Source organism: Vibrio lentus (assembly GCF_030409755.1).
Lineage (GTDB): Bacteria > Pseudomonadota > Gammaproteobacteria > Enterobacterales > Vibrionaceae > Vibrio > Vibrio lentus.
Genome location: NZ_JAUFQE010000002.1, coordinates 986,608 through 1,010,301 on the forward strand (window position 1 = coordinate 986,608; position 23,694 = coordinate 1,010,301).

Genomic DNA, 23,694 nt, shown 5'->3' on the forward strand with positions numbered 1-23,694 from the left:
TATCGTCGAGCTGGCAACATTTTAATCTGTGTAGGGCTCGGGTATAATACGTTTCTAATATAGATAAACAGCAGTGATATGAGAATTCAATTTGGAACGGCCTTGATACATGAATAAAAACAACGTTTTAGGGTCCTTTCTACTCGTTTTAGCAATGAGTGCCGTACTCGGGCTTTATTTGTTGTACCCATTGCAGGACGACGACCTGAGTCATACGCAATCAACGAATACTGCTGCTTACACCCCAGAAAACGAACTTTCTAAGTCCGCATATGGGCTCCAGTTAATCAAACTGCTTGAGCTATCTCGAGGTGATCCACTTCTCGCGCAACAAAAGCTTGCGGAGCTTGCAGACACTTCACCTGCAAAACCTTCAGCTATTTACCAAGCTTACCGTCTGATGATTCTGTCAAATGTCGCCCATCATCAGCAAGATACAGAAGCCGTCATAAGATACATTCAACAGCTTGAAGAATTGGCTGACCACAAAGATTTGTTGTGGTTGAAAGCCCAGTCGCTTGTTGAATTATCCATCGAGAATTTGAAAGAAGGTGAACTCGCTGCCTCTGAAGTTCAAATTCGTTCCGCAATCGATATTGCAGAATCCATAAGATACGAAGAACTGTTGGTCAAAGCCTATAATACGGCGGGAGCAATCAATAACGTTCGTAACGACCTCCAAGATGCTCAATACTTTTTCCATCAAGGGATACAACTAGGGAAAAAGTACCCAAAACATATTTATAACAGCAAGCTCATGTCTAACATGGCATTGCTTTACATCTATTTGGAAGATTGGCCGAAAGCACTCAAGATCATTGAGAAGGCCAAAAAACTCTATTATCAAAGCGGATTACTTGAAGATGAGGCCATTGGTATCCTCTACATTAACGAAGCCTTTACCTATTTAAGCAGTGGCGACCTCGTAAAAGGTCGTATTGCTTATAACAAAGCGAAGCAGCTCAATAGTGAGAGAGTAAGTACGCGATACAAGGTTCTATTGCTCAGAACATACAGTGATGTATTGCTTGCGGAAGGGGAATTCCAATCAGCACTCAATGTGACGAATCAATGCATTCATTATCCTGGGGTCGAGAAATACACGCTTCAACATGGGCAGTGTTACCTCAACCGAGCGTTGGCGAAAATCGGACTGAATAAAGATGATGATACCCTGACAGATTTTCAACACGCGTTCGACATTTTTGAAGTGGTGGGTAGCCGAAGTTGGAAGGTACTCGGATTAAAAAGGTTGGCTCAATATTACGAATCAAAAGGTAATCTTGATAAGGCATTACACTATTACAAGCTATATTATAAAGCTAATAAAGCGCTGCTTTTTGACAAGCGCCAGAGTGATATCTTTCTTTTAGAACAAGACTTTGCAACAGCGACACTCGCGAAGGAAAACGAATTACTCAACACGGAAAAAGACCTGAATGAGTTGTTACTGCAAAAGCAGCAGCTTAGGAATCGAATCGTTGTCGCATTGATCATTATGGTGGGTATTAGCGCACTGCTATTGATGATTCGGTTGCGTTCAATCCAAAAAAAGAACAGTGCCTTGTTAACCCAATCAACGACTTGTGAGCTTACCGGCTTGTTCAATAGGCGCTACCTCGAACAATTACTAGCTCAACCTATGCCATTCGGGCACACCCAATTTGGAATGAGTTTGGCGATTCTAGACCTCGATTTCTTTAAGAAAGTGAATGATACCTACGGGCATGATGTTGGTGATCAAGTGCTGGTGGAAGTGGCTAAGCGTTTAGGTCAGGTAGTACTTCAAAATGATGTTGTTGCACGTTGGGGCGGGGAAGAGTTCGTTCTGTTACTTTCAGGCTCTCAAGATCCAGAACAACAGCTAGAAACCATCAGGCTAGCCATCGCTCAGCATCCTATTGATACTCATGCTGGAACGTTGAGTCTTACCTGTTCAATCGGTGCCACTATTAACATCGCTCAAGAGCAAGTTAACAATGGTACCTATAAGAAGTCGCTTAAAGCCGCTGATGATGCTCTGTATCAAGCCAAAGAGGCAGGTAGAAACCGAGTGGTTATCGCTGAAAGTTAATCTCTAATCCGGGAATAAAAAGCCATTCTGATCGTGGTTAGATAAGAATGACTTCTAGGCGGTAATTTGGGTATCAGTGTTAGATGAGCGTATTTACTTACTTTACGATACCTTGCAGCATTTCTACTAATTCGCCTTCTGTTGCAGGCTCTTTTGCTAGTTCTATCACTGCAGAAGATCCACCTTTCAGCATGTAGGCTTGCGTCCCGCAATGGTCGTAGTGGAACCACTTACCATCTACACAAACATCGGTGTAACATCGAGGGTCTTGTTTTAGTGTCATATCAACTTCCTTATTAACATTTGCCTAACGTTTTTTAATCTAAGTGATCACAAATGTGCGCAAATTGATCTACATCAATCTAGGGTGTAAATATTCTTAGAATGATCAAATTGGTGAGCTATGTCGAACTCATCAAGTGACACTTTCTTCTTAGAACGCTTGAAAGGGCGTGATGTTTGTTAGTAATTGATTTTCTTTTTCTTGCCACATGCTGGCTTTCTACTTAGGCTACAAACTCTTCTAATCTCCCTATTTACGTGATTGCATTCAAAAATGACTAATATTTTTATCGTTGTAGTGGTTCTTGTTGTGTTCTTTTACTTTATTCAAAAGTATGTGTTTAAACACGACGACACCAAAGACCACGCTTACCAAAAGAAAGGGGCATTGCTCAACGTACAGCAAGCCACCTTTTATACGGCCTTGATCTCCGCTGTGGGTAATCACGGCGTGGTGTTTGCAAAAGTGAACATGGCAAACGTACTTGCGCCTGCAAAATCGAATACCAAGAAAAACTGGTTCATCGCGAACAATAAAATCGCACGAAGCTACTTCGATTTTGTGGTGTGTGACCCGCGTACATTAGAGCCCAGAGTCATCATTGAGCTCGACAACGGCAAAGAGCTGAATAAAGGCAAGGTAGATCGCGAGAAGCTGCTAATACACGTGTGTAAATCGGCAGGGTTACCCTTAATTGGCGCATCGGTAAAACACAGCTACCAAGTAAGTCGTTTGAAAAGGTTATTGGCAACTCATATTGACCTTATTGAACCATCGAAAGAAGTTCGATTCTGTAAGAAGTGCGGTAGCCCGATGATCATCAAGCTGGCAAGCCAAGGTGATTATAAAGGTCGACGCTTCTTTACATGTAGTCGTCAACCTAATTGTACTTACACCGAGAACTACAATGTTGTGTTCGATGTGGATGAAGATTCTAACTAATATCTTGAGTCAAAACGCTTCATCTGGGGGATAAGGCACGAAAGAGGCAGATGTATGTAGCTATTGAAGTAGAGGCAAAATGTGATCTACTTCAAGCCATTGATCTGCTTTGTGTTTAAAATTTATTCTGATTGTTGTTTTTAAAAGCAAACGATCAGTTTTGTGCAAATTTATCCTTGCGCGCTACCCATTCACTCGCTATTATCCATCTCGTTCTGAAGCGTTAGCCACTTAATAAAGCGGTTAGTTAAGTTTCACAACATTGCCCGCTTAGCTCAGTTGGTTAGAGTACTTGCATGACATGCAAGGTGTCACTGGTTCGAGTCCAGTAGCGGGCACCAAATTCGTTCAAAAAAGCCCACCTAGCGTGGGCTTTTTTGTGTCTGTAATTCCTATCTTTATTAAATGTTCAATTTTTCCATGATGAACGATTCTAAGAATTAAGCTTACGACCTCTAATTGTTATTTTGCCCTTGTTGCCGCTAATTAATCGAAAGCGGGCGATCTTCATCACAATTACTAATACTTATCTAACGCTAAATCGTCATATGCAACCAACCCAGATATTATCGAGTGAGATTGATATACGAGTTGACTTATGTCGGTAAACACTTCTTTTTACAACGAAAACGCGCTCCAGCTTTCAAAGCAATATGATTCTTTGGAATTTGAAAATGTCCACCGTGCGTGGCATGTGTATTGGCCTTGCGGTGCTACAAGGATACTTGATGTCGGTGCTGGCTCAGGCCGAGATACGAGGTGGTTTGTTGAACAAGGTTGCTCAGTGGTAGCTGTTGAACCAGCAAGCGAACTTCGACAGTTAGGGATCTTAAACTCCTCGACTCAAGTTCAGTGGTTAGACGACGCTCTGCCTGCTTTAAGCAAAGTCAGAAAACTGTGTATTCAGTACGATTTGATTTTACTTTCAGCGGTATGGATGCATTTAAATTTGTCGGTTCGAAAAAAGTCGATCGATGTATTGTCTGAACTGCTTTCCGAGAATGGAAAACTAGTGATCACATTGCGTCATGGCGGCTTTAATGATGGCCGCAGTGCTTACCGTGTTTCAGTTGAACAATTAGAAAGGTTAAGTGAAGCTGTAGGGCTGACAGTCTGTCACGTTGCTGAAGACACTGATTCATTGAAGAGAAAAGAGATATCTTGGCAAACCGTAGTGTTAGAACATACAAGATCTAACAAAAGCAAGGGTCGATAATGGCATTAGAGTATTACTTAGATCGTTTTCAAAACCTGAAAATGAACAATGCTGGTGGCAAAAAAAGTCCTCATAAAGTCTGTATGTTGCTGGCTGTTATGGATCTAATTCAAGCAGGGCATATTTCGACCAATAAGATCTGCCTTAACCAAGCCCTTAAAGAACGGTTTACTCATCACTTTGATAACCTAGCTCAGGGGGCTGACAAAAATACCCCAGAAAACCCTTTCTTCCATTTGAGAAGTGAAGGCTTTTGGCACCTTTTCTTCAATGACGGTTATGACGATACATCAACCAGTCGTTATTCAGTAAAGGCGGTCTCGCACGCATATATTGACGATGAGCTGTTTAGCTACATGAAAAGCTATATCGTTTCTAACGAACTAAAGGATGCTTTAGTTTCTAATCTATCTGATTTAGCGACGTTATATCATCAGTGGTTGATTGATATTGGTAAATCTGAAAAAACCGCGAAGAACTACCTTGGAGCCATAAGAGGCTCGATATCTAATTGGTTGATGGATGCTGGTGATCTTGAAGCACCGCTTACCGATATCAATTCGTATCGTGAGTTTGTTGGCTATGAAGAAAAAGCGAGAAAGTTGGAACAGTTTCAAGTTCGTGACTCTAGGGGTAAGGGGATGTACAGTGCCGCTTTGTCTCATTACCACAAGTTTTTAGCTGATCTATCTCAAGTAGATGTGAATGCAGATATTAAACAAGTTATGACTGATAACACTCTGTCCGAGACTGAAAAGACTATTTTGGTCAATACAAGGGTAGGGCAGGGTCACTTTAGATCAAAACTAATTCAGATGTGGGGTGGTTGTGCTATTACGGGGTATCGAAATACACAGCTGTTATTGGCTTCACACATTAAACCTTGGCGAGACTCTAGCAACGAAGAAAGACTAGATAGGTTTAATGGTTTATTGCTTCTTGCCAACTTAGATAAAGCGTTCGACCTTGGTTTCATCTCCTTTGATGATTATGGAAAAGTAATGATTTCAAGCTACTTGGAATCACCTGATGTGATCGGTTTGAAGGAAGATATGGCATTTAGCATCATGCCGGCTCACAGACCATACCTTCGTTACCATCGAGGCGAGTTATTTAAGGGCCGATAATTCATTGCCTTAGGTTTACCATTGGCTTAGAAGACCAAGTATGGCCTTAGTTCCTCAATGTTTTCTAAGATGATCTGTTGCCCCTTTGGGTTTGAATCTAACACATTGATATCGATATTATATACGCTGATAAAAGCTGCATAGGGTGAAGTTATTATAGTGGAGCTTTTAGTACGAGTTATTTGATTCATTAGATATTATTAAAGTGCTGAATAATCTTAAAGGTTAGTTTCTAACTAGGTTTTATTACAGATTTATGAACGGCTAGGTAATGAAGAATTCGAAGTAAATAAAAGTGCATATATTATCTGATGTATACAATGTAAATTATATGTATTTTATATGATTTGTTTGGCGTTTATATTCTGATAAATATCGGTATTGAAATATCACACTCGAAGCGGGAGAGTGCAATAGAGTGTGATTGTCATGATTTTAATAGAGCATTATTGGGCTAAGTCAGCAACAAATGTTTGTTTATAGCTGGAGCTCGTTTTTAGCTCGTCCTTAATCCATTGGTTAAACAAGCTAAAGTCAGAATGTATTTGCCAGAAAAGGGATGCAATAACTCGTTTGCCAAAAAAATCGGGGTGGTCTGTAATCACCTTAAGTTTACTGTCTTCTACGTTCCCTTCGATGAGAAACCCCGGTAAAAAAGCAATGCCTTTTTGAGCTTTGCACAGTTCGATAATGGTGGCTAAATCATCTAGTCGCCATAGGTTATATGAGGCGATGTTCGACAAATTCAGCAGCTCTTCACAACCATCCATTAATAGAACGCGCTGAGATGGCGTATGAGACTTCAAGGATACTAAGTCTTCGTGTGCTACCCACCAACAGTTGACGTGAAAAAGCTCTTCTATATTAAAGTCGTTATTTGTCTTGTGATAGGGGTTACCTAACGCTAGGTCTATCTTTCCTTCATTAACGTAATTACCTAAAACGAAACTTGGTTTAGTCACAACAAGTAGGTCGACATTAGGGAAAGCCTCTGAAAATGCCAACAATGCCTTTTTTACGTTTTTGTTGAAAACTAATGGATCGATACCCACGCGGTAAACTATCTGGTCGGATAGATTCATTTGTTCTGCAATAGTGATTAACTCACGATATTTCGATACGACAGGTAAAGATAGTTGGAATAGGCGTTTTCCTTTCTCAGTTAACCAGACTTTAGAGTGTTCTCTATTAAATAAATTGAAACCCAAGTCAGACTCAAGGTTTTGCACAGCGGTACTAACCGTTGACTGAGACTTGCCAAGCTTACGTGCAGCAGAGCTAAATGAACCTTCTTCAACTACTGCTATGAACGAAACAATATTTTCGAAATGTAGTTTCATGATTCGACTAACCTTTTGACACAAAGAAATTATATTTTTTATGGTTTGTTGATTCGAAGAACAATAGCGTGATGATAATTGTATTTCAACATGTTTTATAAGGAGTAATAAAGATCGATGAATTATCTATTAGGCTAGTTCCAAAGCTTATATAAATTTTTGATTAAGTTAAACATTGACCTATGTCTTATTTTTTCAAGTTTATAAATTTAAATATTCATTTTGTTTTTTAGCTGATTTTTAATGTAAGTGTTTGTCATTTATGGACTTTGTATTTTTGTTGGTATTTTTAAGGTGTTTGTTTTGATCATTTTTTACACGACCTATAGATTGAATCGATAGGGGGTATTTTCCATAGATTGGTGGTGCTAATTATAATGGCGACGAATTTTCAACAGCCCTTATAGGAAGACATAATAATGATTACTAAGCTATACGTTAAAACAAGCATGTTTCTATCACAATTCAAGAACGATGAGCGCGGAGTAACTGCAATTGAATATGGTCTTATTGCAGTAGCAATGGCTGTATTAGTAACTACTGCAGTAGGCGCAGATGGTTTCATTGGCAAACTTGAAGGTGCTTTTGAAGATGTAGCTACTGCTATCGATACTGCTAGCAGCTAACATCAAGCCTTATTGGCTAATGTAGAATATATCGAAAGATATTTGTGCCAGACCTATGTTTTCATTGGTCTGGCTCAGTTAATTGGGAATACCAATTAATATATGCTAACGCCAATCCATATAAATTTAGGCAATATTTCCAATTTTGAGTTTTGAAGTGTATTTACTGATTTTGGCAATCGTGTGTGTCTATGTATCGGTTACCGATTTTCTCTATCGCAAGATACAAAATTACGCATTGTTGATATTACTCTTTTTGCAATGTTTTCTGTCACCGTTAGACATTCAGATTATGAGTTTTTTACTTGTGTTAGGGGGAGGGTTGCTTGTTTACGCCCTGATTTGGATTGGAGCCGGTGATATTAAATATGCCGCGGTTCTATCACTAACCATACCTCTCAACGATTTACTTTGGGCGTTTGTTATGACGGCTTTTACTGGCGGATTTTTAGCCGTTATTTATCTCGTAAATAACAAGCTGATAAGTAAAAAGCTAATAAGAAAAGCGTCGAACGACCAACAAGGAATTCCATATGGTATAGCAATTAGCATTGGATTCTACTTGGTAATTTTAACTCAAAACACGCCACATATATAAACCTCCAAGAATGAGAACATTATGAGATCTCGACTGGTATTACTTGTTGCCATTGCTGCCTTAATAGTTGGCGCGCTAGGCGTTGTCGATTTGTTGAAGAGTGAACCTCAACCGACAACGACCGCTGAAGTGGTGGAAGAAACAAATGAAGAGCATGTTGCCGTTTGGATGACCACGGAACCTTATGAAAAAGGACGTGCGATCGATGCGCAAGGTGTCGTAAAACAACAACTCCCTCTTAGTGAAGCATTAACGCTTGGTGTCAGAGAAGACGCACAAATCAGCTTTTCGCCCTCTATTTTGCTCAATCGCAGCCTTAGCGCAGGTGAGGTTGTGCTACCTGAATATCAAGTGACGCCTGGCCAGCCCGGATACATCGACCTTTTGATCTCGGAAGGCATGACGTTATACCCACTTAAAGTCAGTGACAAAAACCTAATCAACGATTACATCCGCCCTGGAACGTCCATCGATATCCTCACTGTGAGTTCTCCAAACGATAACTTAGCTGGAAATATCGATAAGCCGAAGCGCTTTAGAGGGGTGAAGGCGTCAATGTTTCTTAAAAACGTCAAAGTACTCAACATTGGCAATGACGCAACTGGCGACAGTTCTATTACCGCTCGCGCTCCGAGTAAAGAGGATGGACTGACGACGGTGGTCATCGAAGTTAGCCCCGACGAGTTACCAAAACTTGCGCTAGCACAACGAACAATGCACATCGAAATTTACCGAAGCCAAACCTACACGCAACCCGAGTTCGCGGAGGTGCGCAATATTATCGATAATTATACAGGGATTGCTGAGTTACGTGGTAACGAGAACAACCCGAGAGAGGCTTTGTGATGATGATTCACCATCGAATCAAACAAGTACTGTTTGCTTCCATTCTAGCGCCGCTGATTGGCTTACTTTCTATAACAAACGCTTTTGCCGCCGATCGCTCCATCACGCTCAACGATGGTCAGCACATCCAGTTAAAAAGTCCGATTGGCCAAGTGTTTATCAATAACCCTGACATCGTCGACTACAAAATAATCAACGACAACACGATAGTTGTGTTCGCCAATGCTATTGGGCAATCACGACTGATCGTCTATGGCATTGATGGTGATGTTCTGCTTTCAGACCGCATTATTGTTGATTTGGATTTAACGGATATTAGACGACAACTCAAATTTCATTTCCCTGATGCCAAAGTCAAGATTCAGTCTGTGGGAGAGCAAGTCGCCGTGAGTGGTCTTGTTGATTCCGAAGCGACTCGTGACGACATCTATCGTTTGGTTGCCACTCTGCTTGGACGAGAAAAAACAGAGAAATGGGACAAAACGGTGAAACTGGAGTTTAAGTCCGACAACTCAAATTATGAAGAGCCCGAAAGCATGGTGTTTGCCCGTAATATGACGTGGGAAGGGATCATCGAACGCATTGAAGTGGCGACGACTCAGCAAGTGAACGTCAAAATATCAGTAGCGCAAGTAACTGAATCATTTGGACAAACTGTTGGTGTTGATTGGAGCTCAGTGGGTTCAAGCGTTGGCGAATTTGTTTTCGACCAGTTCGACGCAGCAAACCTAAGTACGTTAATTACTGCACTAGGCAACGACCAAATCGCAGAGGTTCTGGCTGAACCTAACTTAACCGTGTTATCCGGTGAGTCTGCAAGTTTCCTTGTAGGCGGCGAAGTGCCCGTTATCGTGTCGACGAACAGCAACGTGAACATCTCTTTCAAAGAGTTCGGCATCAAACTCGATCTCACTGCGAAAGTGCTTAGCCAAGACAGAATCCGTATGCAATTAGCCCCGGAAGTAAGCGAAGTTGAAGGTTATGTAGAAGCGGCCGGAATCAAAGTCCCGCAACTGGCTTCTCGACGTGCGATGACCACCGTAGAGTTAGCCGATGGCGATAGCTTCGTTCTTGGTGGCTTGATGAGCAGTGCTGATTTGGAAAAAATGCAAAAAATCCCTTTTGTGGGCGATATACCAGTTCTAGGTGCCGCATTCCGCAAAGCGACCACAGAAAGAAAACGAACTGAATTGATCATCGTTGCCACCGTGAATCTTGTTGAACCAATTAAACCGAAAGACATTCAACTGCCTTACATCAAGAAGACTTCCACATTGGCGCGTTGGCTAAACATTAAGTGGGATGGTAAGTCGGTGACATCTTCCGATGCAACGATTCGTCTGTTGTCGCAAGGAGGGTTTATCCAATGAAGAAATTACTATTAATGGCGTTATTTACCACGTCACTTTTAGGCTGCGCCTCTGAGCAATATTTTGTTGGTCATGGTGCTGAAGCCTTGGTGTACAAAGAGCACCACAGCTTTGAGTTTGCGATGAAAAACCGCACTGAAACCACCAAGCAGATTACCGCTTTGATTCAAGATATTGAATCAACGGACAAAGAAGCCACTTATGTCGTGGATTACAAATCAACCCGCAGCAAACAGATGTTGCAGGCGATTTTCGAACAATATCCGTCGCATGTCATCGCGCCACAAAGAGTCTTGTATCGAAATGCTCAGTTGTTACCGAGCGACTTAAAGATTCAGGTGACCTTAATGCGTTTGAAGACTCAAGAATGCGCACCAGCACAGATTCACGTTCGGTTGAGGCAGCCAGACTGCTTTGCTGAATCGATGCGCTTGAAGCAAGTGGCTTACAAGTCTCGATTGGTAGGAGAGCAATAATGTTTGACCTGACTAAAGCATTAACAACAAAGGCCAAGCCAGTTCAGACCGGAACGACAGGTGTTGCCGGATGTACTTTGTTCTATCAATCTCAAGAGTGTTTAGACCTTGTTCAAGAAGTCTTTCGATTTGAAGGGTGGAATGATCCTGCATGCGTTAAAGCCAAAGCCGGCTTGACCAAGCTGACAGAACAACAAAGTAGCCACATTGTGATTCTAGAGCTTAATGAATCGACTAATGTGGTTGAAGACGCTAAATCCTTTGCCAGCAAACTACCCACGCATAAAGGGGTGGTTGTGATTGGTAAAGAGGATGCGATTTCTACGCTTCGTTCTCTCAAAGACATGGGTTTTTACTACGTGTTCTGGCCAGTGAATAAGCAGGAATTTGCTGACTTCTTGAACCACGTTGGTAAGAACCTGAAGACTTTCTCTGGTGTGAGCCAAAAACGTAAAGCGAAGCGAGTTGCGATTGTCGGTTCAAAAGGCGGCGTGGGTGCATCGTTTCTATCAACCGAGTTGAGCTCACTATTATCGACACAAGGTTCGGACACGATTCTCGTCGATCATCAATATGCGGATACCAACCTTGATGTCTTGCTCGGCCTAAAAGACTTTAAGCCGAGAACCATTGACGAGTTCACCGCACCATTGCATGAAATGGATGAAGAAGGGGCGTTGAGTTACTTAATCAATGCTCGCAAGAACTTACGTCTGTTGGCGATTGATGGCGACATGAGTCAAACCGATGTTCTTAATTACAACCAAACCTTGTGTGACCTGTTAGCGCGCAACACCAATTTCATTATTGAAGACTTTTCGGGTGGCGTGGATTTCAAAGTTGAACCTCAACTCTTGGTAGAAAACTTTGATGTGGTTGTGTTGGTGTTGGATGCGTCAGTGTCTTCAGTAAGAAGTGCAAAACGACTGTATGAAAAAGTCTCCAACTTACAGCTTTCGCTATCGTCGCGTACTCGTGTGATTACCGTGGTGAACTACCATCGTCCGGAAAATGCCTACGTCTTACAAAAGCCCAACCTGATTAAGTATTTAGGCGCCAATGTTGACCTCGAAGTCGATTATTGCAAAGCGTTAGCGCACATCATTATCGATGGTAAACGCGGCCATAAGCATGACCGTCACATAAGCCGTTCTATGGAGCAACTAGTGAAGCTGATCAATGGTCAGCCGATGGACCAGAAGGGCATGAACTCTTGGTTGAAAAAGGTGCGTGTTAAATGAGTTCTAACAAAGACTTATACCTCGCGTTTCGTGGGCAGATCTTTGAAGCCCTAGATGCAGAAGCGGTTCAGAAAATGAGCCGTCGAGACCTTGAATCGCAAATACAAGCAGCGGTTGATTTGTTGGCGAATAGCTACCAAAGACCGATTACCTCGATGATGAAGTCAGGCTTGGTGAAAAGCCTGATTGATGAACTGTTTGGCTTGGGGCCTTTACAGCCCTTGGTCGAAGATCAGTCCATTTCCGACATTATGGTCAACGGACCCAACAACATCTTTTTCGAACGACACGGCAAGGTGAAAAAGTCCGAAGTCTCGTTTGTGAATGAAGAACAGTTGTTAGCCATTGCTAAGCGTATTGCCTCACGTGTCGGAAGACGTGTCGATGAACTTTCGCCGACGGTCGACGCCAGGTTAGAAGACGGCAGCCGTGTGAACATCGTGATTCCTCCCATTTCGTTGGATGGTACTTCGATCTCTATTCGTAAGTTCAGAGAGCAGAATATCGGCTTTGAAGATTTGATTGGCTTCGGGTCTATGTCTCCAGACATGGCGCGAGTGCTGATGATCGCTTCGCGCTGCCGCATCAATGTGTTGATTTCTGGCGGTACAGGTTCAGGTAAAACGACATTGCTTAACGCGTTATCTCAATACATTGCCGAAGATGAACGTATTGTCACCATTGAAGATGCGGCTGAACTGCGCCTGCAACAACCCAATTTAGTTCGACTCGAAACACGTACCTCGAGTGTTGAACAAACTGGAGCAGTGACTCAGCGTGAGTTAGTGATCAATGCGCTTCGTATGCGTCCAGACCGCATTATTCTCGGTGAGTGTCGTGGCTCCGAAGCGTTTGAAATGCTGCAAGCGATGAACACCGGACACGATGGGTCTATGTCTACATTGCACGCCAACACGCCGCGTGATGCGATTGCTCGTGTTGAATCGATGGTGATGATGGCGAACCTAAATCAGCCTCTTGACGCGATCAGAAGAACGATCGTGAGTGCCGTGCAAATGATTGTTCAGGTTAACAGGTTGCGGGATGGGTCTCGTAAGATCACAAGCATTTCGGAAATCGTCGGCCTAGAAGGCGACAGCGTGGTGATGGAAGAGATTTATCGTTTTCGTTATGACGACGCGCATTATGGAGAAACCGTTAAAGGTGAGTTTGTTACCGACGGCATTATGCAGCGATCTGAGCTTGTGAAAAAAGCGCAATTCTTCGGGCTCTACGAAGAGCTGAAAGCATCGTTTAAGGGGGCCTAGCATGCTTTGGCTTTCGTTAATCCTCTTTGCGTTTGTGCTGCTTTTGATCCGAGATTCAAAGGTAAAAAAGGTCAATCAGTTTTTCAATATTGAAGAAGTAGAAGCTGAAAATTTCAATGCCATTAACGTCAAGTCATTGGTACGTAAGCAAAACTGGCAAAAACTCAAAGAGTCGGTGTCACCCACGTTGATGGTGTTAGGTCCACGCTCTTCTTTGTACATTGCGCTCTATATCACGGGCAGCATCATCGCATCTTGGTACATCGTTGTTGAGTTGTTATCAATCACCAATACGTGGTTTGTACTGGGTTCATCTATGGTGTTTACCCTTTGCGGTTATCGATTCCTGGTCACAAGAAGACGTCGAGAATTTGAGAATACGTTCCCTGATGCGCTGAACATTCTGATGAGTGCGGTAACGGCAGGTGACAGCTTAATGCAAGCTATCGGTTATGTTGGCGATGTGATGCATAACCCGATTGGTCGTGAATTTAAGCTAATGGGTGACCGACTGAAATTGGGTGAGTCACCAGAAGTGGTGCTTAAACGATCGTGCAAAAACTATCCTTATCCGGAGTTTCTTTTCTTTACCGTGACGATCAGAGCGAATATCGCGCGAGGCGGCCAACTCAAGGGTGTGTTAGCACGGCTGATTAGAGTGCTGGTGGACTCTCGAACACTCGAGAAAAAGAAGATGGCGATGACTTCAGAAGCCCGAATCTCTGCCAAAATTGTTGCAGCGATCCCTTTGATTTTTATGCTCATTCTTAACTACGTCAATCCAGATAATGTGGAGTTTGTTCTCTACGACCCTGAGGGAAGGCTGGTACTGTTTTACGTATTGGGTAGTGAGCTTTTCGGTTTATTCCTTGTTTGGTTATTAGTGAGAGGAGTACGCGCATGATGTTACTGGCTTCCCTTATCGTTTTGTTTTTTTCGTTACTGTTTCTGATTGTCGATTCGATTCGTAAGGAGCAAAGACATAAGAAGGTTGCGCTCTATATCGGAGATCATTCTGCTCGTGCGCCGTCGCGCGTAAATCGCTTTTTTGTTCGTTTTGGCAAAGAACATCGACAAGAACTCGAGCAAAAAATGATTGAGGCGGGTTACTACAACACGGACTGGGCCAAATTCTATTTTCCGGCCAAGTTGTTGGTATTAGCGTTGGTTTCTGGCTTGGTGCTGTTAGGGGATATGACACCCACCAACAAACTGATCGTGGTTATTTTCTCGCTGATTGGCGTCATTGTCGTCCCAGATACAATGCTGCAAATGCGACGTAAGATGTTGATCAGTAGAACCTCAGCTCAACTGCCGTATCTGCTCGACATGATGTCGGTATGTGTTCAAACCGGTATGACGATTGAAGCGGCGCTGGTTTATTTGGGCAAAGAGCTTGCTGAATTCGATTCAGACCTTTGTTACCAAATTAAGCGCACATCCGATTCAGCGAAAATACACGGACTGGAAAAGGCGCTCAATGATCTGAGTGAACGTATTCCAACGCCTCCAGTACGAAGCTTTGTTCTGACCATCATTCAAAACCTGCAATACGGCACATCCGTGGCTCAGGTGCTAAGTGATCTCGCAGAGGACATGCGAAAAGTCCAAATTCTTACGGTTGAGGAAAAGGTCGGTAAGCTCTCCGCGAAGATGAGTGTCCCTTTGATCCTTTTCATCATGTTCCCGATCGTCATCTTGATTCTCGCGCCGAGCATCATGCAAATGACATTGAACATATAGGGAGACGACAAGTGATTGGAAAACGTTTTTGTCTGATTTTGTTGTCGATGAGTGTGCTGGCGGGTTGTCAATCGGCCCCTTCACCACAAAACCAGCAGCTTGGCGACGTGACTAGCATGGAAAAAGTGAAGAACTATGACGGCTTGATTAGTTATTACAAAACCGAGCTAGGGCAGGGTTCCGAAGACCCAGAGGTAAAAGAGAAACTGGCATGGGCATATTTTCATAAAGGGGATATCGAGTCGGCAGACTTCTATGTTCAGCATTTGCAAAAAGAGGGGTTTGAAAACCCCAACTTGTACCAGTTAGAAGGGCAAGTATTTGATGCAAGAAATGACGTTGAAAGTGCCATTGCTGCTTATATGAAGTCAGTAGATGCGGGAAACACAACAGGTCAAATTCACGTCTTACTCGGTGTGTCATACACAAAAGTTGGAAGATTTAATGAAGCTTACCAAGAACTGAATCGAGCTCGTTTACGCGGTTATGACGATGTCGTTGTTAAGAACAACATTGCGATGATTCAAATGGCGAATGGTGACTACCAACAAGCGATAGAAACGCTAGCCCCGGTTTTAAAAGAAGACCCGGCGAATAAGATCGTTAAAGCGAACCTAGCTATCGCACTAATGAAAACCCAGCAAATCGACTCAGCCAAAAAGTTACTTAAAGGTGACTTCTCAGCGGAAGAGATCCAGAGCATCGCCGCTGAATTAACTCACTTAGGAGTTAACGATGAAGCGTCTTAATAAGCAGAAGGGTGTGACGGCGATTGAGTTTGTGTTGGGTGCGCTTGTTCTGTTTTTCGCCACCTTTGCGATCTTCGAATCGAGTTACCAAATCTACGTTGTGAACATGACCGAGTATTCGCTGAGAGAAACCATCAGAAATACCAAAATATATGAAGGCGAAGGGATCAACGAGCAGTACGAAAATAAGTTCAAATCGTTAATCGAAGATGATGACAATCTATGGAGTTTCTTAATTGATAGCTCAAGGTTCTCCATCACAGGTCAGTACTTCAAAACCTATGACGATTTCGTCGCGAACAGGGGGCACTCTGATCAAGGGTTGAACTTCAATTACGACTTAGCCGAGATCACCGTGACCTACCGCTATACCCCAGTCATTAAACTGGCTGGTGCAGCGGATAGGGATATTTCAAGCACTATGGTTTTGAACTTAGAACACGAGGGGTGGGATAATGATGCGCCGTAAACAACGTGTGTCTTACGCGATTCGCCAGCAAGGTTCATTTACCGTTGAATTGCTGTTCATTCTTGTGGCGTTGTGGGGTGTTTATCTGTTTGGCGCAGACTTGAGTCATCAGCTACTCGTGCGTGCCAAGCTCGATCGATCCAGCTTTGCTTTAGTCAACGTGATCAAAGAGCGTACTCGTTACTTTGATGCCGACGTGTTGGCAGGACAAAACCTACCCGTAACTAATTCAGAGTTAGAAGACATGGCTAAAGTGGCAAGTCGAATGCTCAATACACCAGTTGATAACGTGGCGATCAAGATAGAGTCATTGACCAATAAAACGAATGTCGCTGAATTCTCAACCCGCAAGTACAGAAACTTAAATTGCCAAACCGATTCGATTCTCGAGCATGCGGGTTTAGCTCCGGTAGAAAAGGGCGTTGTGTATCCATTGTACCGAATCAGTCTTTGTGAAGAGCAAAGCTCTTGGTTCAAGCCCTTCTTCAACGGTGGTACCAGCACCACGGTTAAGATTGGCTCTTCTTCAATCATGCCTGGGAGATAATGAAATGAAAATGCAGCACGATCGTCATATCAATCGCCAGCATCTCAGTCTCCAAAGACAGCAAGGGGTTGCAGCGGTGTGGATGGGCTTATTGCTTGTGCCAATTATGGGCATGACCTTTTGGGCGGTTGAAGGCACACGTTATGTTCAAGAGACTAGCCGATTACGAGATTCAGCAGAGGCTGCTGCGATTGCGGTGACGATTGAAGATCAACCGGATCAGGCACGTGGGCTCGCGACCAAGTATGTCGAAAACTACGTGCGAGACATCAAATCAACCAATTTATCAGCAGACCGAGTTCATCAAGCGGAAGACGAGGGCAATGGGGTTCTGGAATACATCCAATACACAGTGAATGCCAAGACGACGCACGACTCTTGGTTTGCGAGTAGCTTTATCCCTTCGTTTGATCAGCAGCAAGACTTAGCGGGACGTTCGTTAGCTCGGAAGTACCCTGTTTATCTTGGTGATAACAATATCGATATTGTTTTTGTGTCGGACTTTTCCGGTTCAATGAACGATAGATGGGGCTCAAGTCGACACATAAAAATCGACGATCTAAAGACTGCCATCGATGAAATATCCAGCAAAATTCTTTGCACATCGATTAAACAGGACTATGTCGATGGAGAGTGGAAATACGTTTGTGACGAACCGGGTGAAGATACAACCGGAGACAAGCTGCTTAACCGAGTTGGCTTTGTGCCTTTTAACGTTCGAACGAGGGAAATCGTCTCGGGAAATCAAGCTCGTGCGACAAGCCAGCTGAGCTACAAAGATAACTATAAAACGAACGTATCACCTTATTCCTACAACGATGTTAACTGGGATTACTGGCGTACGTATTCGCAAGATTATGTACTTAGATGTGCTGGTCGCGAGTCACGTTGTCCAAATCCAAAATCGGATAATAGAAAGTACGCCAAACGTATTAAAGATGTGATTGATCTAGATCGTTACCTTGTTGCCGATGTTTATAACTATGTAGATTTACCGACATCAGTGTCGACGATGTTTACGGACAAGTCGGGGTTACAGCCCGATTTCTATGGCGTGAGTGGAACAAAGCTATTTAACGCGCATGGATCTTCCAATTCATCGCAGTTTTCCAACATTCGCTTATCAAACAAGCTGTCAGATTTAGACCCGATTAATTCGATGTGGGCAGACGGCGGGACTGCGGCTTTTCAAGGTATTTTGAGAGGTTCTCAAGTGCTCCATGACGGTGATCCGAACAGTTCCGACCAAGAAGAACAGCAAGTCTACAACAAGAAAATTAAGATGCTGCTGATTTTAAGTGACGGGCAGGAAAGCCCTGATAACGGCATCCTCAAAGGGTTAGTCGATAGAGGCATGTGTGACAAAGCAAGAGAGGAAATACCAGGCTTATACATAGGTGTCATCGGAATTGATTTTCGAGCATCTCAGCAAAGTGGTTTTCAAGACTGCGTTGTCGACCCAAATGAAGACATTATCGATGTATCTAACCTAGATGAATTGATTGAAAAGATAGAAGAACTCATCCGTAAAGGCTCAAAAACAAGCGGAATCACTAAGTTGTACTAGAGGAAAATATGAAAAAGTTAATGATCAGTTCAATCGTCATATCGACATTGCAATTTAGTCTTATCGCTCATGCAGAAGAAGGTATCAGTACTTATTGCGACACTGCGTTCAGTGAATATCAACACAGTGTTACGGTTGACGATGTCGTTGGCATTGCACAGCACAGACAGGGCTTTTTACAAATAGAGCAGCCGTCTGACAGCAGTGAGCTAAAACAAGCGTTAGCAGGTCAATCCAATCTAGGTATGAACCAGTCAGGATGTAAGACTTGGATCAGTAACCAAGAACGTCAAGGGTTATTAGCACGCCTTCATTTTGGATTTGACCAACACAACTTAACGCCGATGGGCAGTAAAGCTCTGAGTCAACTTGCAGGCGAGTTAAAGACTAACGGCAGTGCGATTACGGTGGATGGACACACTGATAGCACTGGCGAAGCAGGTTACAACCAAGCATTGGGGCTTCAAAGAGCGCTGACGACGTCGGACGGTTTAATCGCGGATGGTGTCGAGAAAAATCGCCTTGTGATTCGTTCGTTTGGTGAAAGTAAGCCTATTGCCTCCAACGCAACGTCAGAGGGTAGAGCCAAGAATCGACGCTCCGAGATTTGGGCTTCTGAAAACGATAGCGTTGAATTAGAAAATTAGGATGTTGGGGTTGGTTGTTGCTTGGCAATAGCCACCCTAAATTATCGCTTTTAGAATTTTGTTGTAACGGACTCTAATGAATATTCAATCAAGTTTAACTGTCTGACACTAAAGAAATATTAATGCTTTTTGATAAAATCTCTTCTGAAGGGATGGAAAAAAATATCGATATAGATACGTGGGTATCTATATTGGATAACATACGAGACATAATGGATGCATCTAATGCAGGCATCATTATGATCTCTGATTTGAGTTGTTCTGGTTCTGAAAGTGTTTGGAGTTCCTCGAACGTATCGTGCAACCAGCACAAGAGCAGAATTAGCTGCTTTTGTGAGTATGTGCATAACGAAAATCGCACGGTCTATTTGAGTGGTCACGCTGGTGGAGAATACGTTTCTGCAAAGGGAGCAGATGCCTATAAGTCTTTTTGCGGTGTTCCGGTAAGAGATATCGATGGCGAAGTGTTTGCGGTGCTTTTGGTGTTTGATTTGAGCCCAACAACGTATACGCAAAGCCAAGTTAACTTGATTGAAAACATTTCAACCTTGCTGCGTTCCGAAATCCTATTAAAAGAAGAGAGTCGGATTTTATACAAAAACAGTCACTTTGATATCATGACAACGCTGCTTAATCGAAGGGGCTTTTTTCATGAATTCAACAAAGCAAACATCAGCGACGGAGAGATTGTTTGTTTGTATTTCGACTTGGATAATTTGAAGTACATCAATGATACCTATGGCCACTTCAAAGGTGATGACTATATCTCTGGCTTTGCGTCATGTATAAAAAACAATTCAAAGTACAACATCATATCGGCCAGAGTCGGTGGTGATGAATTCATCGTCGTCATACATTCAGAAGAAACTGGTTATGCTTCTGAGTTAGTTAATAAAATTCACGCTGAATTCGATGACTTCATTGAAGGTTTTCGTTGCGATGATGAGGTTCCGCTCGGTTTTTCATATGGCTGTGGTACTGCAGACTCTCGAAGCTTCAATATCATCAATCTAATAAAGTCGTCCGATGAAAACATGTACCTCAACAAGAAGAACAAGATTTAGATATTGGTGACAGCTGTAAAAAAGCCCACTGGATGTGGGCTTTGATGTAGATGTAGATGTCGATGTAGATATAGTAGCTTTCTAAACTAGCCTCGAATGATCATTTGCTCGCGCTCTGGACCAACCGATACCATTACAATTGGCACGCCCATCAACTTTTCGATGCGAGTTACGTAATCTTGTGCTGCTTGAGGAAGGCTCTCAAACGTGCGGCAACCCGTGATGTCTTCATCCCAGCCAGCCATATCTTCATATACAGGTTTTAGCTCAGCCGTTTGTGGCCAAATCGGGTTCTCAGTGTGTTCACCTGAGTAAGCTGTACAAATCTTAAGTTCAGATAAACCAGACAGGCAATCGATTTTAGTCAGTGCGATTTCAGTCGCGGCTTGCAGGTCAACGCCATTGCGAGTTGCTACAGCATCAAAGTAACCCATATCACGTGGGCGACCCGTTGTTGCACCATACTCGTTTGAGCTTTCGCGGAAGCTGTCTTGCTCTTCCATTGCTGTAACTAGCGTGCCTGTACCAACAGACGAGCTGAACGATTTAGCAACGGCAATTACACGCTCAGGGCGAAGGGCAGGTAAGCCACTACCGATACCCGCGTAAGCTGCGGTTACATTCGAAGACGTCGTCCAAGGGTATTCGCCGTAGACAAGGTCACGGCCTGCACCAAGTTGAGCTTCAAACAGTAGGTTCGCGTCTTGTGATTGCAGTGCTTTAAGCGGCTCAGTCACGTTGCAAATGAATGGGCGCCAAGCTTTAGTCACTTCAAGTAGCCACTCTGTCATTTCAGAAGCAGTCTGAGTGAAATCACATTGAGGGTATAGCGCTTTAAGTTGAGGCATCTTCCAATCAAGTAAGAATTGAATGCGCTGCTCTAAAATCTCAGGTTGATTCAGCCAACCTACAAGAATGCCTTTCTTCATCACACGATCGCCGTACGCTGGTGCAATACCTTGACGTGTTGAACCGTAAGCGCCGTCACCTAAACGTTCTTCTTCAAGCGTATCTTCAAGGGCGTGTAAAGGCAGGCACAGTGTCGCACGGTCTGAAATCGCCATTTTCACTTTGATACCAGCCGCTTGTACTTCTGCAATTTCTTCAGTTAGTGCTGCAGGGCTGATTACCATGCCAGGGCCAAGAACCGCTGTACAATCAGGATTAAAAATACCACTCGGTAGTTGGTGCAGTTTGAATGTACCGAAGTCGTTTACTACGGTATGACCAGCATTGTTTCCGCCTTGAAAGCGAATGCTAGCAGAAGCTTGGTCTGCTAAAAAATCAACGATACGGCCTTTGCCCTCGTCGCCCCAGTTTGCGCCCACAACAACTATAGATGGCATAATTTTTCTCCTAACTGATTGAGAAATCATGTTAGGCCTACAAAGTGGATAAGAGAAATTAATTATCTTTATTATCTTGATAAGGATTTCATATATCATGTAAAAAACCTGGGAGGGACATGATGCTGGATATCAATTTGTTGAAAACGTTTGTAACGCTAGCGGAATATAAGCATTTCGGAAAAGCAGCCAACGCACTCCACATGACGCAACCGAACGTGAGTTTGCATCTAAAGCAGTTAGAACAACTTACACGCATCAAGTTAATAGAGCGAAGTCCGTTTCAACTGACTCAAGCAGGCGAAAGGCTCTTAGAGACAAGTCAAAGAACGTTACTCGAACTGCAGATCTGTCAGGCCGATCTCAATGCGATTAACGATCTCAAAATAGGGACGTTAACCATTGCCGTGAGTGACATCATTTCTCGATTCTTATTGATCCGTCCTTTCCAAAAGTTTAAAGCGCAGTATCCGGGTATTGACCTTACCTTGTTGAATACCACGTCATCTCAGGCATCGAGTTTAGTTAAGAATGCTCAGGCGGATCTCGGTTTTGTGATTGCGAAAGAGCAACACAACGAGTCGCTCTATTTTACTAAGCTTCAAGAGCTTTCATGGTGTGCGTTAGGCGATGGCTTAGATATCCAAGACTCTGATCGTTCCACTGAAAGTGATCTAACAGATGAAGGTGTAGAAGCGGAACTCACCTTGATTCTACTTGGCCACGATACGAGAACCCGCGACTTTATTGATGAAGGTTTGCCAAGCCTAAACTTACCGAGTCACAGGGTAATGGAAGTAGGGAGTGTAGACGCTCAAATCGACTGGGCAGAAGCGGGGTTTGGAGTAGCTATCATTCCTGAGTTTGCAATATCTACTAAGCAACATCTGAAATCAAAAGTGACGCCATTAACCAACTTCTCAAGCACAAGCCTTGGTTATATCGTGAGGCAGAACCAAGTCTTGTCTAAAGCGACCAAGCAGTTATTAGGCTGGGTGAATGATGAGATTACTCTGTTACAAAACAAATAAACGCCATCACTGACTTTGAGTTACCTGAGCCTGCCAAGTGTGGGCTTTTTGTGTTCTGTTAATCATCGTTTTCTAGCATGCTAATTCGTAGGTGACTTCCCAAAATAAAAGGGTCGCTAATGAAGTGCTTGGTTGATACGGTATAATTCAATGATATGAAAGTTACTTTAGTACGCTAGTTTGGTAAATAGAACATGAAAAACACTGATTTTAGTCTGATCCCGTATTTTGTTGTCATGATGGAAGAGCTCTCTATCTCGAATACCGCGAAACGTTTTGGCGTAACCCAGCCCGCGATTAGTAAGGCGCTTAACCGACTAAAAGAAACCTATGATGATCCGTTGTTTGTGAAAACGAAGGAAGGTTATAGACCGAGCAGTTTTTGTTATGACATCTACCCTCAGATAAAACAGGCCTACGATGCCTTTGAATCGACTTTTCCAAGTAAGCGAAAGTTCGACCCAACAAAAATTGAAAGGTCGTTTAATGTCGCTTGTATTAGTGGTGCAACTTATTCATTGATGAAGCGTGTATCCGATATCCTCTATGCGGAAGCGCCAGATATCGGTCTTCATATTGACCCTTACTATACCGCAGACATCATCCTAGACCTTCGCCAACACCGATATGATTTGTGTATAGTCCATACGCCTATCAACGATCCGGCAATGGAATGTATTCAGCTCTCTAACGAACCTATGGTGGTTGCTTATGATAAAAACCACCCTAGATTAGCGGACGAGATTACGTTAGAAGAATACCTTGAAGAGAAGCATGTTCTTCATAGTATGTGGGATACCAAAGAATCGCCATTAACCAAAACCAGTAAGTATGCGAAGAGTAGAAAGGTTGCACGAAAGGCGCCTGGCCCATTTGAAATGCTTGATATGGTAAGAGGGACGGATTGGCTTTGTATTAGCCAAAAATCGATACTTGAAAGGTATGGCCTGCTGGATGATTTTAAGCTGTCGCCTTTACCGTTTGAATCGGATCTTGGTACTGAATATCTGGTGTGGCACAAGAGTCGTAATGCAGATATGGCGCATTCATGGTTTAGAAAAAAGATTGTTGATGCCTCACAAAAAAAGCCCCAGTGGGGCTTTAATTAGTCAGTTATCTTTAAT

General features: G+C 43.1%; 24 protein-coding genes, 1 tRNA gene and 1 pseudogene. 22 read left to right on the forward strand and 4 right to left on the reverse strand.

Going from position 1 to position 23,694, the window contains the following annotated elements; translation table 11 throughout:
• Positions 1-109 precede the first annotated feature (109 nt).
• Positions 110-2,074, forward strand: a complete 1,965-nt coding sequence (locus QWZ07_RS12865; protein WP_192853144.1) for a tetratricopeptide repeat-containing diguanylate cyclase — start codon at positions 110-112, stop codon at positions 2,072-2,074.
• A gap of 97 nt (positions 2,075-2,171) precedes the next feature.
• Here QWZ07_RS12865 and QWZ07_RS12870 read toward each other — a convergent pair whose 3' ends face one another.
• Positions 2,172-2,357: a hypothetical protein gene (locus QWZ07_RS12870; protein WP_102310959.1), complete on the reverse strand. Its 186-nt coding sequence runs from the start codon at positions 2,355-2,357 to the stop codon at positions 2,172-2,174.
• A gap of 273 nt (positions 2,358-2,630) precedes the next feature.
• Between QWZ07_RS12870 and QWZ07_RS12875 the strand changes: the two genes are divergently transcribed.
• The 4 genes from QWZ07_RS12875 to QWZ07_RS12890 all read left to right on the forward strand — a co-directional run bounded on the left by QWZ07_RS12875 (position 2,631) and on the right by QWZ07_RS12890 (position 5,642).
• Positions 2,631-3,299: a DUF2726 domain-containing protein gene (locus QWZ07_RS12875; RefSeq protein WP_102278572.1), complete on the forward strand. Its 669-nt coding sequence runs from the start codon at positions 2,631-2,633 to the stop codon at positions 3,297-3,299.
• Between the two features lie 264 nt (positions 3,300-3,563).
• Positions 3,564-3,640 (forward strand) — tRNA-Val (locus tag QWZ07_RS12880).
• A 257-nt stretch (positions 3,641-3,897) separates the two neighbouring features.
• Positions 3,898-4,515, forward strand: a complete 618-nt coding sequence (locus tag QWZ07_RS12885) for a class I SAM-dependent methyltransferase (RefSeq protein ID WP_102344635.1) — start codon at positions 3,898-3,900, stop codon at positions 4,513-4,515.
• The gene (locus QWZ07_RS12890) at positions 4,515-5,642 is read left to right on the forward strand and encodes an HNH endonuclease (protein WP_192853145.1); all 1,128 of its coding nucleotides are present in this window, start codon (positions 4,515-4,517) and stop codon (positions 5,640-5,642) included. Before QWZ07_RS12885 ends, QWZ07_RS12890 begins: the two co-directional genes overlap by 1 nt.
• 26 nt (positions 5,643-5,668) lie before the next feature.
• Here the strand turns inward: QWZ07_RS12890 and QWZ07_RS12895 are convergent.
• Positions 5,669-5,773, reverse strand: a pseudogene (locus tag QWZ07_RS12895) (WYL domain-containing protein); the annotation flags it as partial.
• Between the two features lie 315 nt (positions 5,774-6,088).
• On the reverse strand, positions 6,089-6,982 hold the full coding sequence (locus tag QWZ07_RS12900) for a LysR family transcriptional regulator (RefSeq protein WP_065112441.1): 894 nt from the start codon (positions 6,980-6,982) through the stop codon (positions 6,089-6,091).
• 419 nt (positions 6,983-7,401) lie between these two features.
• On the opposite strand from QWZ07_RS12900, the gene QWZ07_RS12905 reads away from it, so the two are divergent.
• From QWZ07_RS12905 to QWZ07_RS12975, 15 genes are all read left to right on the forward strand, one after another.
• Complete coding sequence (locus QWZ07_RS12905; protein WP_017080668.1) at positions 7,402-7,608, forward strand: Flp family type IVb pilin; 207 nt, start codon at positions 7,402-7,404, stop codon at positions 7,606-7,608.
• Between the two features lie 157 nt (positions 7,609-7,765).
• Positions 7,766-8,206 (forward strand): A24 family peptidase, encoded by a 441-nt coding sequence (locus tag QWZ07_RS12910; RefSeq protein ID WP_192853146.1) that lies wholly within the window; start codon positions 7,766-7,768, stop codon positions 8,204-8,206.
• Positions 8,207-8,227: 21 nt separating this feature from the next.
• Entirely contained in the window at positions 8,228-9,052 is an 825-nt protein-coding gene (gene cpaB / locus QWZ07_RS12915; RefSeq protein WP_102278598.1) for a Flp pilus assembly protein CpaB, read from the forward strand.
• Positions 9,052-10,422 carry a type II and III secretion system protein family protein gene (locus QWZ07_RS12920; RefSeq protein ID WP_102278599.1) on the forward strand — a complete coding sequence of 457 codons (1,371 nt, stop codon included), beginning with the start codon at positions 9,052-9,054 and terminating at the stop codon, positions 10,420-10,422. The genes cpaB and QWZ07_RS12920 overlap by 1 nt, the downstream gene beginning before the upstream one ends.
• A complete protein-coding gene (locus QWZ07_RS12925; RefSeq protein ID WP_192853147.1) occupies positions 10,419-10,898 on the forward strand; it encodes a hypothetical protein in 480 nt (159 codons plus the stop codon). Before QWZ07_RS12920 ends, QWZ07_RS12925 begins: the two co-directional genes overlap by 4 nt.
• Positions 10,898-12,139 (forward strand): CpaE/TadZ family protein, encoded by a 1,242-nt coding sequence (locus tag QWZ07_RS12930; RefSeq protein WP_192853148.1) that lies wholly within the window; start codon positions 10,898-10,900, stop codon positions 12,137-12,139. The genes QWZ07_RS12925 and QWZ07_RS12930 overlap by 1 nt, the downstream gene beginning before the upstream one ends.
• A complete protein-coding gene (locus QWZ07_RS12935) occupies positions 12,136-13,407 on the forward strand; it encodes a TadA family conjugal transfer-associated ATPase (RefSeq protein WP_004733950.1) in 1,272 nt (423 codons plus the stop codon). The genes QWZ07_RS12930 and QWZ07_RS12935 overlap by 4 nt, the downstream gene beginning before the upstream one ends.
• Before the next feature lies 1 nt (position 13,408).
• The gene (locus tag QWZ07_RS12940) at positions 13,409-14,311 is read left to right on the forward strand and encodes a type II secretion system F family protein (protein WP_076671770.1); all 903 of its coding nucleotides are present in this window, start codon (positions 13,409-13,411) and stop codon (positions 14,309-14,311) included.
• Positions 14,308-15,150: a type II secretion system F family protein gene (locus QWZ07_RS12945; RefSeq protein ID WP_192853149.1), complete on the forward strand. Its 843-nt coding sequence runs from the start codon at positions 14,308-14,310 to the stop codon at positions 15,148-15,150. The genes QWZ07_RS12940 and QWZ07_RS12945 overlap by 4 nt, the downstream gene beginning before the upstream one ends.
• 47 nt (positions 15,151-15,197) lie before the next feature.
• Complete coding sequence (locus tag QWZ07_RS12950; RefSeq protein ID WP_192853170.1) at positions 15,198-15,899, forward strand: tetratricopeptide repeat protein; 702 nt, start codon at positions 15,198-15,200, stop codon at positions 15,897-15,899.
• A complete protein-coding gene (locus QWZ07_RS12955; protein WP_102362292.1) occupies positions 15,886-16,368 on the forward strand; it encodes a TadE family protein in 483 nt (160 codons plus the stop codon). Before QWZ07_RS12950 ends, QWZ07_RS12955 begins: the two co-directional genes overlap by 14 nt.
• Positions 16,358-16,915 (forward strand): tight adherence pilus pseudopilin TadF, encoded by a 558-nt coding sequence (tadF, locus tag QWZ07_RS12960; protein ID WP_192853169.1) that lies wholly within the window; start codon positions 16,358-16,360, stop codon positions 16,913-16,915. Before QWZ07_RS12955 ends, tadF begins: the two co-directional genes overlap by 11 nt.
• A 10-nt stretch (positions 16,916-16,925) precedes the next feature.
• Positions 16,926-18,482: a TadE/TadG family type IV pilus assembly protein gene (locus QWZ07_RS12965; protein ID WP_192853171.1), complete on the forward strand. Its 1,557-nt coding sequence runs from the start codon at positions 16,926-16,928 to the stop codon at positions 18,480-18,482.
• A gap of 8 nt (positions 18,483-18,490) precedes the next feature.
• Positions 18,491-19,129: an OmpA family protein gene (locus tag QWZ07_RS12970; protein ID WP_192853150.1), complete on the forward strand. Its 639-nt coding sequence runs from the start codon at positions 18,491-18,493 to the stop codon at positions 19,127-19,129.
• A gap of 122 nt (positions 19,130-19,251) precedes the next feature.
• A complete protein-coding gene (locus QWZ07_RS12975; RefSeq protein WP_192853151.1) occupies positions 19,252-20,193 on the forward strand; it encodes a sensor domain-containing diguanylate cyclase in 942 nt (313 codons plus the stop codon).
• Between the two features lie 86 nt (positions 20,194-20,279).
• On the opposite strand, the gene QWZ07_RS12980 is transcribed toward QWZ07_RS12975, so the two are convergent.
• Entirely contained in the window at positions 20,280-21,539 is a 1,260-nt protein-coding gene (locus QWZ07_RS12980; protein WP_192853152.1) for an adenylosuccinate synthase, read from the reverse strand.
• A 119-nt stretch (positions 21,540-21,658) separates the two neighbouring features.
• Here QWZ07_RS12980 and QWZ07_RS12985 point away from each other — a divergent pair, with 119 nt between their 5' ends.
• Both QWZ07_RS12985 and QWZ07_RS12990 read left to right on the forward strand, forming a co-directional pair.
• Positions 21,659-22,570: a LysR family transcriptional regulator gene (locus tag QWZ07_RS12985; RefSeq protein ID WP_192853153.1), complete on the forward strand. Its 912-nt coding sequence runs from the start codon at positions 21,659-21,661 to the stop codon at positions 22,568-22,570.
• 194 nt (positions 22,571-22,764) lie between these two features.
• Positions 22,765-23,679, forward strand: a complete 915-nt coding sequence (locus QWZ07_RS12990) for a LysR family transcriptional regulator (RefSeq protein WP_192853154.1) — start codon at positions 22,765-22,767, stop codon at positions 23,677-23,679.
• Positions 23,680-23,694: the final 15 nt, after the last annotated feature.